Consider the following 15,146-nt stretch of genomic DNA (forward strand, 5'->3'; position numbering starts at 1 on the left):
TGGTAAGGTCCTTAAACACCTCAACACCACTTAGGCGATTAGATTTAAGAAATGACCAATCTACCAAGTCATAATCAACTGCACGAATCTCTCTTAGATTTAATTCATCAAACTTAAAGTTGAGTAGGCGTAGGTAATCTACAAAATTAGCCAAGTACCATGGCTGAGTTTTATAGATGTTGTATTCAGGATGACTATCAATGTCCAAGTGATTTAATAAATTGGTCCACAACTGGTAAATTCCAGCCAAATTAACTTGTTTGTCTATTCGATCAGGGGTAAGCATAGTAATCCCAATTGTATATACTAATTCGTAAGAAATTAGATACATTGTATCAATAATTCCTAGAATAAATATTCTTTTAAATTTTTTATCAAATCTAATTCGCCACACAACAAAAATGCTTATTTACTGAGCTAAAAACCTATATCCAATTAATTAAAACCCTATATAATTATTTTAATACTCTAATTCGAGTGAGTTGTTATGATTAGTGATCCAATCGAAATCGCAAAATTAAAACAAAGCATCTTAGATTTAAGAAACAATATTTTTCCTCCACAAAACCTTTTAACGGTTGATGGATTACCAATTTATTATGGTGAGAAAAAGTTTGTTGATGAATATCTTGCACAATGGATGGACTTTTATCAAAAAGCATTAGAACTTTCTAATCCTTTTGGTGATCCTATTGATTTGTCCGAAATAAATGAAATTCATTTGCCTGTGCATTTTAATTTGCCCGTGTTTGCTCGTAATGTCACTCGCATGATTTTAAATAAAACACTGGCCAAGGAATCTATTACTTTTCGTTCAAGTGCAGATCTGTTTGAGAAGTGCGGATACTTCAATCGTGAATATACGGATTTAATTTATGAGTACTTTGATCGTGATGAAGATAACGTATTGGTCGGGCATCGACCGTATAACGATATTCGTGCGTACTTGTTTTATGCCGGCGATGAAGAGCGTCATCGCACGAGATTTTATAACTCTGGCCTGGTGCTCGGTTATCCCGAAGGTTGGAATAGCATTGAGATCTTAGATAATCGTAACAACACCCGAAAACAGCGTAGTGATGCTTATACAAACCCTTTAGCGAAAAATAACACATGGTTCATCTACAAGAAGCTGTAATTAGCCAAAGCGCCGTGCGAGATCGCAATAGAGCCTTGGATCTATTGAAGTGGATTGCGATTGTGACCATGGTTATTGACCACGCATCAATATTATTTCCTCAATATAATCTGTTGTTGAGGACGATTGGCCGTTGGGCTTTTCCTATTTTTTGTATCATGCTTGCATTCAATTTGAACCAAGCTATTTCTAAAAAGAAAACCCATACATTAAAAAACTATTTTAAAAATTTGGCGTTGTTTTGTGTGCTATCAGAAGTACCGTATCAACTATTCAACCAAGAGCCATTTACAACTCTGAACGTCATGCCTACGTTGCTTTTAGGATTTTTGCTTGTTGTATTAGGGGAATCTAAACATAAATATGCAACGCTGCAGTTTGTCTCTCTGTTAGTCGTGATCACATTGCTATCTAATTTTATTATGTATAGCGTGTGGGGCGTTTTATTAATTGTATTCCTGTATTTATTCTTTAAAACAACCAACGTTCATTCTAAGAAATACTTTTTAATGATCAGCGTCTTGCTCACTTCATTGGCCAACATTTTCAACTGGTTGATTGGTGGCTACTATACGGATATGACTACATATTCTTTGGCATTCTCATTTGCTGTCAGTAGCGCCATTGCAACGTGTATTGGTGCACAATTCCTACTGAAAGGACAGCACATGAATATACCTTTTGAATTACCGCCAGTGGGGAAGTGGGCGTACTGGTTCTATCCAGTACATCTCGTCATCATTTGGATTCTTTTTAAATTTGCATAATAAATTTAGGCATAAAAAAAGCACCAAAGTATTTATGACTAAGGTGCTTTTTTATTGCTTAATCAGCGTTATTCGCTAGATCCAGCATCTAAACCGAATGAACTAATTTCTTGCTGTCTTTCTTGCTCAGCTGCTTGTTCTGGTGATGCTTGTGGAGTAGGTGCACCAGATTGGTTATTTTGTTGATCATATTGATTCAGCAATTGCTTTAATGCTTCAGGATCTTGAGCAATTTGATTCGCAATTTCTAATGTTGGGTCCTGTTGTTTTTTACCAGCAGCATAACCAAAAATAGCCAAACCAATGAAAGCAGCAAAGAAAGTGGCAAGTACGATCAGTACAAATTTACCAATAATGCTACCTTTGAAGCGTTCAAACCAAGTTTCATCTTCATAGTGGTAAGGTTGGTTAATGTTTTGGCAACCATAGCTAAATGCATCCATCCACGCATTACGAACCAATTGTTTAATTTGTTCTGTTTGCGGTAAATGACCTTTTTTAGCCACGTTTACTTTGATTTTTGGCTCTGCTAATACAAAACGTTTTTCTTCACCATTACCTAGTGTATTAACGAGCTCTACGGTACCAGAACAAGTGAAATAACGACCAACATCATTGTTTTCTAAAGTATCAAAACCACTGATTTGTATTGTTAACTCTTTAAGATCGGCATTCGGGATTTTTATATTTTTAGGTTGACGATTCAAATCTTCAGAATCCGTATCAACTGAGATTGTTAAAAGGTCATTGTTACTAAAAATTGAAACAAGAGGGTCGTGAGATAGAATGTCTTTTTGCTTCTTAATTAAACTCACAATGTATCACCAGTTAAAATAGAAATTAAAAGTATTATATTTTAAAAAAGGGTTTTAGTGATAGTTTATTTTATGTTTAACGTAAAAAAAAGCCACTTTTAAGAGAGTGGCTTTTAGGTTTAAGGGTGATAGTTATTATTTATAAAATATTCTTTTTTAATTCTCTTAATCTCCATGCCTTTGTCTAAAAGCAATTTAAACTCATTAAAATCATCACGCATAAGCTTATGAACCTTTAATGATTTTTGACTCTTAGCTTTGATAGCACTGTTGTATTGTACTGCAGCAACCAGATCGTAATGCTTATTAAGATCCAAACCATAAAGTGATGTTAATTTTTCAGAAATATAATCAAATATAACGGTCAAACAGATGACCTTATTGTTAGTGTTAGTCAGTATCTCTTCTGGAAATTCATTATTTCCCGAAGCTGCACTGGCTAAACGTGCCCATTCTGTCATGGGTAGGGAACCATCTTCACCAATCACGTTGATTAAGTTGTTTAAAAAGATAAAGCGGTGATTAAAAAACTTCACTTTGCTTTTTTGCAAAATTCTAAATGTATAAACGTTTGCCCAATACACAACATAGTTTTTAATCTTTAGACCATTGATTGAGTCTTGCGTTAATAAATCTTCATTGGTGATGCCATGATATTGAGTTGCTTCTTCAGTGACTTGTTTTTTTGGCTTCCAGTAGCTCTCTTCAGCATTATAAAGATACTGAACCTGTTCTATTGATGATGTGCGGCACTTTTTAATACGCGTCAAAATAGACGACTTAATAATGTCAGGCACATCAACTGGATTCTTGACTTTGGCGGTAAATTCCAGTGTGAGGAAACATAATGGTGCTGGCATAGCTTGGCCTTTCTAATATCCCTTAATTTATAACTTAAAACGTTCTATTTTCTGAATTGATATTCGCGAAATAAGGAACTAATTGCTTTTCTCGGTCATGAATGTATGCAGTTGATGACATATCCAATACCGCACCTGGTACATAAGTTAGGTTTAGATTGATATTTTCACCGTTACCATCGATCAAGACGCCATTAAACCGCGCTTTGTCTGGATCTCCTTTTACAAATAGCTGTTGGCCAACATAACCGGACAAGCTATTGATATAGAGGTTTTTCATTTTTTCCGAAGATTGCAAAGCATTTATATAGAGAAGATCCATAATTTTTTCTTCTCCATTTTGATTTCTAATTTTTACTGTTTTTGGACCAACAACATCCACAATTGTAGCAATCCATAAGTCATGATGTTCAACTTCCCAACCATTGTAGCGACTTTCAATCCAATCGGGGCTTAAGAGTCTTGGCTTAAAGGGGTAGGAGTAGATTTTGAATATTAAGATCGAAACCACAATTATGATTGGTAAGCCAAAACATATTTTTATTTTATGTTTCTTAAAAGCACTGTTAAACATAACCGTATATACCAAAAAATTTAAAATCATTTTAACTTAAAATAATAAGTTTGTATTGGTTAAAACCATTGATATATCAATTATTCATCACTGTTATAGGTATAACCATCATCACTACTGCGATCTTTACCTACTAATAATTCTTCAATACGCTTAGCTTCAGCTATTGTTCTGAGTGCATTTTCCTTTTTTTCTTGTCGTTCTGTATTTTCACGAATCGCTTCAAGAATCTCAGGAGATAAGGCCTTTTCAGGTTGTTGTTCTTGGGCTTCAGGCTCGGAAGCACTTGCTTCTTCAGCCTTTATAGGTTGGTCTTTTTTCTTAGGATCTACCAAGTCATAAAACACAAGTTCTTTTGATTCACTCGTTGCGGATTCGTCTAAAAACTTCTTTTCTTGACCTTTTAATGGATCTTGTTCATTTGGAGTATTAGAGTTATTACAGGCACTTAAAAGGGTGGAAATTAAAATAAGCGTTGCGAAGTTAAAAAGGGTTTTAGACACGTTGAAAATCCTTTAATATAATAACGTATTCTACATAATAAAAGTACGTAGGTAAAAGTATGTCTTCAGATAAAAATAGTTCTGATAGTGCTACACAAAAGGTAAATATTACCAATGAGGTTTTAGATGAAGCTGCCATTAAACAGGCAATTGAAGCTAATCAACCCCGTAAATCAGGTATTTTAAAGCGAGTCTTTTTTGATTTCGGGCGTAAAAGCCACTGGAGTTCAGCTAGAAAAGGGTTTTTACCGCATTTATCTAATATTAGATCAATGCTGTCGCCAACATGCCCCGAATGCGGTAAATCGATTTTAATGCATGACAACAGGATTCCACGTTCTTATAAAGGCAACGTGAATTGGGTATGTGCACACCCTTTATGTGAATATGAAATTGTCGCACCTAACAATTTTAAACAACTGAAAAAACTCATTGCTAATACTCACTACCCAAGAGGGCAAGAACGTTTAGCTTCAATGAGTAATGATGAAATAGACAAGCTTATTAAAAACCATCAGTTTTCTTCTTATTTGTATTTAGCATTATCTATGTTTACAGGCTTGTACGTAGTTTATATGTTCTTTAAAGCGCTATATCCAATGCTTGTTGTACCAGGTGTATTATTGGTGTTTTATCTATACATGGTTAGCATCAATTCAGCTTATCGTGCGTGGCAAGTCCGTACTGGTCTTTTATTCTTACCGAATTCGCCATTCTTGGCATGGTTCCGCTATGCGCCAAAAAAATATAGCTTATCGTGGTATGACGGCAAAAACCCATTGCCAGTTGAAACACTGAATAAGTTAGCTGACCGTAAACAGCACCTAATCGACAATTTCAACAACAACGATAAAGGTGCTGATTAATATGCTGTTAAAACCAACGCTATTTGCGACTCTATTAGGATCAAGCGTTGCTTATGCTCAATTGCCTCAAAGTTCTAAGGCTCTAGGTGCATATGCAAACCATGTCAATTCTAATGGATCAAGTACACCATATCGACCATTTCAGGTCATGACCAACACTCAGCAAGAAACGGCGCCAGCAAAGCCAAGAGGCTTTACGAGTCGTTACCTGGGCGTGAAGTACACACCGAAAAAAACTGAAGAAACTCCGACTAGCACTGAGCGCACGGCAGTTGCACAAAATAGACCACAACCTAGTGGCCAGCAAGCACCAGCACCACAACAACAACCCGTTCGCCAGAATATCCGTCCTGTTACTTATACCTATCCAACTACGCAATACAATCAAGCGAGTGTATCTTACGATCAAACCGTACCGGGTAGAGTCGCTACTTTGAGTTGTGTTATTCATGCTGCGCGGTCAGAAGGTGTTCCGCTGTATGTTTTATTGGGTATACATAGCAAAGAGCGTGGTACCAATGGACAAACAGTGCAAAACAAAAACCTTTCATTGGATATGGGGCAATTCCAAATCAATACCATACACTTTAAACGTGGCGGTATGTTTGAAAGTTATAATAGCCATTATGTGCGTACTGATGGATGTCTGAATGCGCGACTTGCAGCCAAGATCTTGCGAAATCGATTAGCCACAAAACCGTCAACCGATTTTTGGGTTAGAGCAGCTGCTTACCATTCATGGACGCCATCTTTTAATGCGATATATCGCAATGGCACGGCGAAACAACCTGGTTTAGTTGCGTATGCACTTCAATGGAAAAACTGGCTTGAGAGAAAGGGGATAAATCCTAACTAATCAGCTAAATATATTTTTTAAGAAAAAAATTGCAGTTATGTAATGCGATATAATTTACCTATTCTTTACCCACTAAGGATTCAAAATGAACCTTAATACAACTTTAAAAAGTTTAGCTTTAACCTTATCCATGTCTGTTGTTGCTACTGCAGCTCAAGCCGATTTTGTTGGCAAAGTTGTACGTATTTCTGACGGCGACACTATCACCGTTTTAAACAACAACAATGAGCAGATCCGTGTTCGCTTCAACCAGATTGATGCACCAGAAAAGAGTCAAGCTTTTGGTCAGAAATCGCGTCAGAACATCAGTTTCTTGCATGAAACGATTGTGTATGTGCAAGAAAATAGTAAGGACCGCTACGGTCGTACTCTTGGTACCATTTTTCAGATGCGTACAAACCAAGTGCCTAACTTAAACATCGTGAATAGTGTTAACTATAAGCAAGTTAAAGATGGCTATGCTTGGGCTTATCGTGAATATCTTAAAGATAAAATTATTTTGAGTGCTGAAAGCAACGCACGTTCTCAACGCCTTGGTTTATGGGCTGATCCAAACCCTGTTTATCCAAGCCAGTACCGTCACAATAAGTAATATTGATGAACGGTGAATTAAATACCGCTAAAGCCGTAGCGGTATTAAATAAATATGTACTGCAACAACAATGTGGTAATCGTATGGAACTGCAGTTTTTCAGTGAAGAACTGCAAGCTCAGATTGAAGCTCTCAGCTTGGCTTTTGTACGAAATGAGTTGGTTACTCAGTTGGCAAATTTGGGAAAATGTCTTTGTGATGAAAAGTTGGTGAATTGTTCAACCAACGCAAATTACTCAGAAGTGGCTTTAGATTTCCTTGAAATGCACTTAGAGTCGCTGGAAGGGCGACAGTTCAAAGAAGGTTTTATATGACATCTATTGTCATATCTACGGAATCCAATTAATCACCAGATCAGATAAAAGCCCCATTTACAACATTGGGGCTTTTTCATATCTATTTTTTATAGGTTATGAATCAACTAGCTAAAAAAAGAACATCCTTATGTTGCTTTCATGCTTATTAGTAATACACTTATTTGTGAAAATTTTGGCATTTCACAACAAATAGTTTCACATTTTTGGCAAAGCATAGAGTAGGGAAAGACATGGCGGAAAATTCACTCAAAAAAGGTCAGTACACACGCTTTAGTAATAAAATTGGACTCTACAGTGCGAATCAAGAAAATGTAGGTTTTATTAAAAATAACAGTAATGTAGTGATTAATTTCCCATTTAAAGATGCTGTGCTGGTTGGGGGCATGTCTCGCGAAGATGTTAAAACAACAGAAAAGTTTTTACATCAAGAAGTCGATTCAAAAGATATTGATACATTATTTGAGCCAAAAGTACTTACCAATCCTGAATATTACAGCGCAACCAATGAGACAGAATTTGAATTTTTTGACGAAAATGGTGAGCTAAAAGAGAACTTGCTAATTAAGGGGAATAACCTATTGGCACTGTACTCTTTAAGAGAGAAATTAGCTAATAAAGTCAAACTCTTATACCTGGACCCACCATACAATACTGAGAACGATGGATTCAAATATAACGACACATTTACACATTCTTCTTGGTTATTATTTATTAAAAATCGCTTGGAAGTCGTAAAGGATTTGCTCAAAGAAGATGGCCTGGTTTTCATTCAATGTGATGACAATGAACAAGCATATCTAAAAGTTTTAGCAGATGAAGTCTTTGGACGTGAAAACTACTTAAACCAAGTTTCAGTAAAAATGAAACAAACGTCTGGTGCTTCTGGTGGTGGCGAAGACAAGCGCCTGAAGAAAAATATCGAATATATTTTGATTTACACCAAAAATATGAATAGTGAGAATGGTTTTAAAAAGTTCAACGATTTCTATGACGAAGTAGAATTGTTTGAATATCTAGAAACCATGAAGCAGCTTAAAAAGAGCTGGAAGTATACGCGTATCTTAAAAAGCGTTGGTACCAAAGAGCACATTAAGACATTAACAGATGGTTCAGGTGAGCCGATTGAGGTTTATACGCATAAAGGTGTGGTTCTAGAGCCGATCAAAAAGGTGATGGAAGAAGAAAACCTGACTGAAGTTGAATGCTATCTGAAGTACTTTGATAAGATTATGCGCGACACGAATGCTCAAAGCTCAATTAGAACACGCGTGATGGAAGGTGTAACCGGGGATCATGAGCTATTAAGCATTGAATATGTGCCTAGATCTGGAAAAAACAAAAATAAGGTAACGACTGTCTATTACAAGGGTGCCAAGTGCGATCAAATTGCTTGGTTGAGTGATATTGCGGTCAAAAGAGGGAAATATATCTTCAAGCTTGAAAAAGCTGGCACCTTTTGGGATGGCTTTCCGCTGAACAATTTAACAAAAGAGGGTGGTGTATTGTTCCCGAATGGGAAAAAGCCAGAACTGCTTTTACAGCGTATTATTGAGATCGCCACGGATGAAGGAGATCTTGTGCTCGACTTTTTCTCAGGTTCGGGTACTACGGCTGCTGTGGCGCATAAATTGGGTCGCAAATGGATTGCGATTGAGCAGATGGACTATATTGATGAAATCACCAAAACACGCTTAAAACGCGTAATAAACGGTGAGGACGGCGGTATCTCTAAACTTGTAAATTGGAATGGTGGCGGTTCATTTGTTTATTTTGAACTGAAGCGCTATAACCAGGCCTATCAAGATGGAATCTTGGCTGCAACAAGTAAAGGTGAGCTGGACAGTATTTACAATGAAATGGCTCAGAATGCCTTTTTAAAGTTTTGGTTTGATAAAAAAGACTTTGAGCGTGAGGAATCATTTAGGGCTTTATCACTAGACGATCGTAAAGTGCTTTTATTGCAACTTTTGGATGAAAACCAGCTATATCTAAACCATGCAGATATGTTGGATTCAAAATTCAAAGTCACTCAGGAAGAGATTGCGCTCACTGATAAGTTTTATGGTGCATCTAATGTCTAGATTAAGCCCAACATTGGTAAAAGATACCTTAAAAGACTTCCTATATTATCGTATTGAAAACGACAGTGAATACATTGAGTGGGCTAAAAACTTCACCATCCCTCGCTATATCACTGATAACTTGTCGCGTACTTTAAGGGGTTATCAAGAAGAAGCTGTAAAGCATTTTATCTGGATCTATGATCAAGATCCGACTAAAGCCAAACACTTACTTTTTAATATGGCGACTGGAACGGGTAAAACGCTCACTATGGCTGCCGTTATTCTCTTTTTATATGAGAAAGGCTACCGCAATTTCATATTTATGGTCCATCAATTGCAGATTATTGAACAGGCCTATATGAACTTTATTGATCCGCAATTTGAAAAGTATCTTTTCAATAAGAACGGAGTGAAAATCAATGGACGTTCTATTCCTGTTAAAGAAATCAAACTCTTTCCAGATTCACAAGGCAACGCTATTAACTTTATGTTTTTAAGTACGGCGTTCCTCTACAACAAACTTGTGAATGAGGTAGAAAATGGTTTGTCTGCAGAAGATTTCTTGAATAATAAAATTGTTCTGATTGCAGATGAAGCGCATCGACTTAACGTGAATACACGTAAGAAGATAAAAGAAGATGATGAAGCGATTACCAATTGGGAAACTTCGGTCAATACAGCAATCAAGGCACGGCCAGATAATCTTTTGCTGGAGTTTACTGCTACTGTTGACTTGGGCAATAGTGCCATCCATAGGAAGTATCAGGACAAATTAGTCTATAAATACGATTTCTTGAGATTCAATAAGGAAGGTTACAGTAAAGCGGTTTGCTTCCTTTACAACACTGAAACTCAGATCGCCGATCAAAAACGCTTATTGGTGATTAATGCCGTTGTATTGAGTGAATACAGACGTTTATTCGCTGAGCGTGATATGCAAGTCACGATCAACCCAATTATATTGGTGAAATCAACCAACATTAAACAAAGCAAGCTAGACCGTGAATTTTTCCATAAGGTGATTAATTCACTTAAGCCACAAGATTTAGATTATCTAAAAAAGCTAAGTGAAACCAATCAGACTAATTTGCAAGATGCTGAAGATAGCTTTCGTTTCTTGCGTCAAATGTTTGCTTGGATTGCCTCTCCGAAGTCTGGTCTATCCACGATCAGCGATAGAGATGGTTTAAAATCATTTATTTCTGAAATTAAAATTCGTTTTTCTTCAGATAACACGTTTGTTTACAACTCAACGGATAAAACCAATTCAACTTTGTTGCCGATTTTAGATGATCCTAAAAACTATAATCGGGTGATATTTTCAGTTGATGCACTCACTGAAGGTTGGGATGTTTTAAGTCTCTATGACATCATTCACTTTGATATTTCTGCAGCGAAAAAAGTATCGCTGCAAGATATTCAGTTGATTGGCCGTGGTGCTCGTTTATGCCCATATAAACTGCATAAATCATATCGTTTGAATAATGAAAACCTTGGCTTGTTTGATAAAGAACATGGCTATGAGTTTGACCAGTACAAACGTAAGTTTGACAATGCGATTGATGAATACGGGCGTGTACTTGAAACGTTCATGTACCACTTTGTTAAGACTGGCACGTTTTACGACAACTTAAAGTTAGAGCTTCTAGGTGAAGGGATTATTAATAAATCCACTGAAAAGCGCACAATCACGCTTAAATCTGACTTTATGAACAGTGAGACATATAAGAAAGGTTTTGTCTTAGTCAATCAGCAAGAATTTAGAAATAAAACGACTGATTCTGAGATTGATACGACTTTTAAGCGTGAAATCAAAGCCAGTGCATATCAATTGCATGCTGGTAGCTTGACCGACAAGCAACAGAATCAGATCCAAGCTGAAGTTAACCATAAAACCATCGATCTGACTGAAGAATACTTTAGCCGACCGGTCTTGAAAAAGGCGCTCGTTGCGACTGAAGGGAACTTTTTTAGATTTAACAATCTAAGAGAGCATATCGTTGGGTTAGATAGTATGGATGAATTAATCGATAACTACCTACCGCTTTATCAGATCCGCTATTCATATACTGAAGATAAGGATATTCACGATCTGACCATTGATGAAAAATATCAGCTACTTTTGGGCATAATTTTACCTGAGGTACGTAAGGCTATTGATCGTCATATGCCACGTATCACGGGTAGTAAAAGCTTTAAACCTAAATCGCTGTCTACTGTTTTTCAGCAAGAGAAAAACATTTACTTGGTTTCTTTCCCTGTTGAAAATCCTGATACGGGTGAAATCACTGTCAATGCTCCAGACGAACGTGCGATCGCACAATCGTTGCATCCAAATGAACAACTGAAGTTTAATGTTGAAGGTGCCGATTGGTATGCTTATAGTGAAAACTACGGTACGAGTGAAGAGAAGCTATTCGTAAAATTCATTTCGACTCAAATTGATGCCCTTAAACGTCAATATAAAGATGCTGAAATTTACTTAATACGTAATGAGCTAGACTACTGGTTATTTAGTCCTGTTGATGGCCGTAGATTCAGTCCAGACTATATGTTGATCGTAAATGATACGGTGAACCAAGAGATGTACTATCAATGCTTGATTGAGCCTAAAGGCGGTCATTTGTTGGTGAATGACGAGTGGAAGGAAGAAGTGCTGATCAGCTTGAGTGACGAAAGTTCTGTAATTTTTGATCCAGATGAAGAGGATGACGAAGGTTATAAGAGCTTCTTAAAAGAGGTGGAGAGTATGGGCTATAAAGAGATTAAGTGTTTAGGCTTTAAGTTCTTTAATAGCGATCCTCGTGGTGAAACTGATTTTGCACTGGATTTTAGGGCAACATTGCCATAATAATCTTGAAAACATAGACTCTAAAAGAAGCCCCGATATTCGGGGCTTTTTCATATCTGATTTTACATATCGAACGACTGTCCACGTTCGTTAGTTTTGTTTAAATTCTGCGGTTCTATACCATACAGCTTTAGACCATCACCTAGAACGAGATCATCTACACGCTTTTCAAAACGAGTAAAGAAATCGTTCAGTCTTTGGAAGACTGGTGGTTCATCTAACAGTTTGGCCATGTTGTTTAATGTTTTACTTAGACCGTTCACAAGATTGAACTTTTGTTGACGGTCCAAAGACAAGCTGTTCGATGTATCTAAAAGGGTGGTGAGGCTTTCTTGAACCTTTTGATAGTTTTGATCATTGGTCACATTACTGACAATCAAATGCACTACTTTGTTTTTGATCTTCAATGTATCCAGATTCAATTGATCAAATGCAATGGTCCTATCAGTAAGATTTTCTCTAAATGTTTTGAGATTCTGCCACTCTGGATGTGCAGCCTCTAAATCAGATAAAACTTTCATGATTGACGCACGGTATTCGCTATCAGACGCACTAATCACAAAAAGTTCAGGATACGACCGCTTCTTAGAAACTTCTTCCTGAGCTTTATTGAGCTTATCTTCAGCGACAGCAATTGAACCCTCAACATCGGCATTACTAATACCAGCTTCATGAATTAACTTTCTAGCTTTATACATTTCTGCTGAATGAAGCCAAAAAGCGGTAAAGATAGCTGACTTAGCGTAGCTTTGATGATCGATACCTTGCTGAAGGTTTTGTTCGGGAATGGTCGAACGATCCACACTCTGCAATTTAACTGTATCTTTGTTGATGTCCTTGGATACATCAATATGTACTTTGGTATTTTGCATGCTATCCATACTTGGGTTTGTGCTAGTGGTTGGTTCTTTGGCACCCATTTTCTCGAATTCAATATCACCGGCTTTAATCTTTTGATGGCCATCTGCAGTAGCGACAACTTTCAAAACATCATTTTGAACTTTGGTGACATCAATTTCAGAAAGGATCTCCATGTAAGACTTAATGCCCTCAAGAGTCATGACGGGCGAAGATACGGGTGCCGTAGCGGTTGGAGTTGATTTATCATCAAATGCTTTATCAAATGACGGCGGTTGGTACTTTGGTTTTGCATAGGATTTCGTGCTACCTGTACCAGCTGGTCCATCATAGTTAGCTTTTGATAGATCTTGTTTACGCTTTTCAATATTTGCGTTGTAATTTTCAATATTTGCTTGGTTTTTAGCTCGTATGTTCTGCAATTCCAGATATTTTTCATCTGATTGTGCAATCACAATGCCGTAATTCGGTTGGTATTCTTTATTAGGGAACTTGGCTGCATAAGCTTCGCGTTGACGGTTGTAGCGGTTAATTGCATACGCAACTTCAGGGATCTTGTTGTCTATACGTTTGACGGCGTTATTTAGTTCTTTTGCCAACTCTGTAGCTAAACGTTCAACACCTAAATATTGACGAGCATCATCCCAATCAGAAACAGATAATTTATTTTGGAAAACTGGGGGTAGGGTGATACGTGTTTTTTCATGTTTGCTCACATCACCTAACACACCACTTAATGAAAAGTTGTGACAAGCTTCTTGTAAGCCAGGATTCAAACCAGACTCAAGCGTTTGGCCAGCATCGTTATCATAACCAACAAATATATTGGCTTTAGGATTGATGCTGCGGATAAGCTCAGCAACACTTGAGATATTGGATTTACTGTATGACGCTAAAACTTGTGTGTTTTCTGCAGTAAAACCCTCACCCAATAAACCAAGCTCTAATCCGGCATCCAACGCCTTACGTGCGCTGATCGCTGTTGCCCAACCCTCCTTGATCAAATAGTTCTTTGCATTCGGGTTAAAGACTTCATAGCCAACATCAGGATTTTTGCTAACAGGCAAGAATGCATCTTTCGTTTTGGCTTTATCAAAAAAGTACTTGCCCTTATGCAGTACTTCTTCAAGCTTGTTGGTTTCCTTGTTGCGCTTTTTTTGGCGATGGTGGGTGATACGCTGTAAATTGACGACTTTGTTATTAGTGTCAATTAACGGTGCAAGAATGACAGCTCTGCTTTTACGTAAATCAAAGCCTTTTTTCTTTTCGCCCTCAATCTCAGGTTCAAAGTTGATGAAATGCTTTTGATACGCTAATACATTCTCTACTGTTTCAACGAGAAGCTGTTGATTGGTAGCTGATTCAGGAAGTTCACGCTTTACTGCTTCAATGGCTTCATCACGGGTAAAGTTATCTTTACGCATGATTTTAGCGCCGTATGGCTCTAGGTTCTTTTCAACCATATACGGCATTTGTCGAATGTCGCGTTTAAAGGTCTGAATGCTTCCAGTTTTATTATTAAAAAATGAATCGTCAATAACTTTACCAGCACGTTGCCACTCAATACGGATAGCGATTTGTGCAGCTAAGAGCTCTTTTTCTTGTTGAAGTAGATGCTTCTTTTGAGCTTCTTCAAACTCACGTACACGGCGATCAACATCTTCTTTACTTGGTGGTTTGTAGTTAGGGTTTGAATCTCGTTGAGGCTTGATTACGTTCTTATAGTGGTCAGCAAAAGCAATTGAGATTTCAATGTCAGTTACACCAAAGCGGTGTCCTTTGAGCACTGGCCAGTATTCACCAGTATCACGGTTCATGTTTGGATAGATCCAATACATCCCTCGTGGTTTGACATTATTGCTACTTGATTTACTAGGGTTATCTGATTCGGTGAGGCAAGGCACTTTTTCATCAAATACGGTCACGAATTGATATTTACCAGATGACTTGAATACGAATCCGTAGTTTCGCTCCAGTTCTTCTTGGAAAAACTGAAACATCGTATTTAAATCACAATTATGTCGGGCGTTCGGTACTTTCTCAGCCATAACAATTCCAATTTCTAATATATATTCAGGTGCAATGT

At 37.3% G+C, this 15,146-nt stretch carries 13 protein-coding genes and 1 pseudogene; 8 read left to right on the forward strand and 6 right to left on the reverse strand.

The window, feature by feature from the left end; translation table 11 throughout:
- Nucleotides 1-286, reverse strand: a pseudogene (locus tag Aba26S_RS16295) (hypothetical protein); the annotation flags it as partial.
- A gap of 201 nt (nucleotides 287-487) precedes the next feature.
- Between Aba26S_RS16295 and Aba26S_RS16300 the strand changes: the two are divergent.
- Complete coding sequence (locus tag Aba26S_RS16300; protein WP_024160879.1) at nucleotides 488-1,138, forward strand: hypothetical protein; 651 nt, start codon at nucleotides 488-490, stop codon at nucleotides 1,136-1,138.
- On the forward strand, nucleotides 1,114-1,905 hold the full coding sequence (locus Aba26S_RS16305; RefSeq protein WP_043041422.1) for a TraX family protein: 792 nt from the start codon (nucleotides 1,114-1,116) through the stop codon (nucleotides 1,903-1,905). Before Aba26S_RS16300 ends, Aba26S_RS16305 begins: the two co-directional genes overlap by 25 nt.
- A gap of 68 nt (nucleotides 1,906-1,973) precedes the next feature.
- Here the strand turns inward: Aba26S_RS16305 and Aba26S_RS16310 are convergent, their stop codons facing one another.
- The 4 genes from Aba26S_RS16310 to Aba26S_RS16325 form a co-directional block, all read right to left on the reverse strand.
- Nucleotides 1,974-2,720 carry a hypothetical protein gene (locus Aba26S_RS16310; RefSeq protein WP_024160733.1) on the reverse strand — a complete coding sequence of 249 codons (747 nt, stop codon included), beginning with the start codon at nucleotides 2,718-2,720 and terminating at the stop codon, nucleotides 1,974-1,976.
- A gap of 119 nt (nucleotides 2,721-2,839) precedes the next feature.
- Complete coding sequence (locus Aba26S_RS16315) at nucleotides 2,840-3,580, reverse strand: hypothetical protein (RefSeq protein ID WP_043041423.1); 741 nt, start codon at nucleotides 3,578-3,580, stop codon at nucleotides 2,840-2,842.
- Between the two features lie 34 nt (nucleotides 3,581-3,614).
- Nucleotides 3,615-4,154 (reverse strand): hypothetical protein, encoded by a 540-nt coding sequence (locus Aba26S_RS16320; RefSeq protein ID WP_024160732.1) that lies wholly within the window; start codon nucleotides 4,152-4,154, stop codon nucleotides 3,615-3,617.
- 80 nt (nucleotides 4,155-4,234) lie between these two features.
- Entirely contained in the window at nucleotides 4,235-4,657 is a 423-nt protein-coding gene (locus tag Aba26S_RS16325; RefSeq protein ID WP_043041424.1) for a hypothetical protein, read from the reverse strand.
- Between the two features lie 59 nt (nucleotides 4,658-4,716).
- Here Aba26S_RS16325 and Aba26S_RS16330 point away from each other — a divergent pair, with 59 nt between their 5' ends.
- The 6 genes from Aba26S_RS16330 (at nucleotide 4,717) to Aba26S_RS16355 (ending at nucleotide 12,202) form a co-directional block, all read left to right on the forward strand.
- Nucleotides 4,717-5,523 (forward strand): hypothetical protein, encoded by an 807-nt coding sequence (locus Aba26S_RS16330; RefSeq protein WP_024160730.1) that lies wholly within the window; start codon nucleotides 4,717-4,719, stop codon nucleotides 5,521-5,523.
- A gap of 1 nt (nucleotide 5,524) precedes the next feature.
- Nucleotides 5,525-6,379: a transglycosylase SLT domain-containing protein gene (locus tag Aba26S_RS16335; protein ID WP_043041425.1), complete on the forward strand. Its 855-nt coding sequence runs from the start codon at nucleotides 5,525-5,527 to the stop codon at nucleotides 6,377-6,379.
- Between the two features lie 85 nt (nucleotides 6,380-6,464).
- Complete coding sequence (locus Aba26S_RS16340) at nucleotides 6,465-6,971, forward strand: thermonuclease family protein (RefSeq protein ID WP_005006141.1); 507 nt, start codon at nucleotides 6,465-6,467, stop codon at nucleotides 6,969-6,971.
- Nucleotides 6,972-6,976: 5 nt separating this feature from the next.
- Complete coding sequence (locus tag Aba26S_RS16345) at nucleotides 6,977-7,285, forward strand: hypothetical protein (RefSeq protein WP_042892466.1); 309 nt, start codon at nucleotides 6,977-6,979, stop codon at nucleotides 7,283-7,285.
- A 233-nt stretch (nucleotides 7,286-7,518) separates the two neighbouring features.
- Nucleotides 7,519-9,369: a site-specific DNA-methyltransferase gene (locus tag Aba26S_RS16350; protein WP_079395593.1), complete on the forward strand. Its 1,851-nt coding sequence runs from the start codon at nucleotides 7,519-7,521 to the stop codon at nucleotides 9,367-9,369.
- Nucleotides 9,362-12,202, forward strand: a complete 2,841-nt coding sequence (locus Aba26S_RS16355; protein ID WP_042892468.1) for a DEAD/DEAH box helicase family protein — start codon at nucleotides 9,362-9,364, stop codon at nucleotides 12,200-12,202. Before Aba26S_RS16350 ends, Aba26S_RS16355 begins: the two co-directional genes overlap by 8 nt.
- Nucleotides 12,203-12,264: 62 nt before the next feature.
- Here the strand turns inward: Aba26S_RS16355 and Aba26S_RS16360 are convergent, their stop codons facing one another.
- Nucleotides 12,265-15,108, reverse strand: a complete 2,844-nt coding sequence (locus tag Aba26S_RS16360; RefSeq protein WP_042892470.1) for a hypothetical protein — start codon at nucleotides 15,106-15,108, stop codon at nucleotides 12,265-12,267.
- Nucleotides 15,109-15,146: the final 38 nt, after the last annotated feature.

Source organism: Acinetobacter sp. NBRC 110496 (assembly GCF_000876115.1).
Taxonomy (GTDB): Bacteria; Pseudomonadota; Gammaproteobacteria; order Pseudomonadales; family Moraxellaceae; genus Acinetobacter.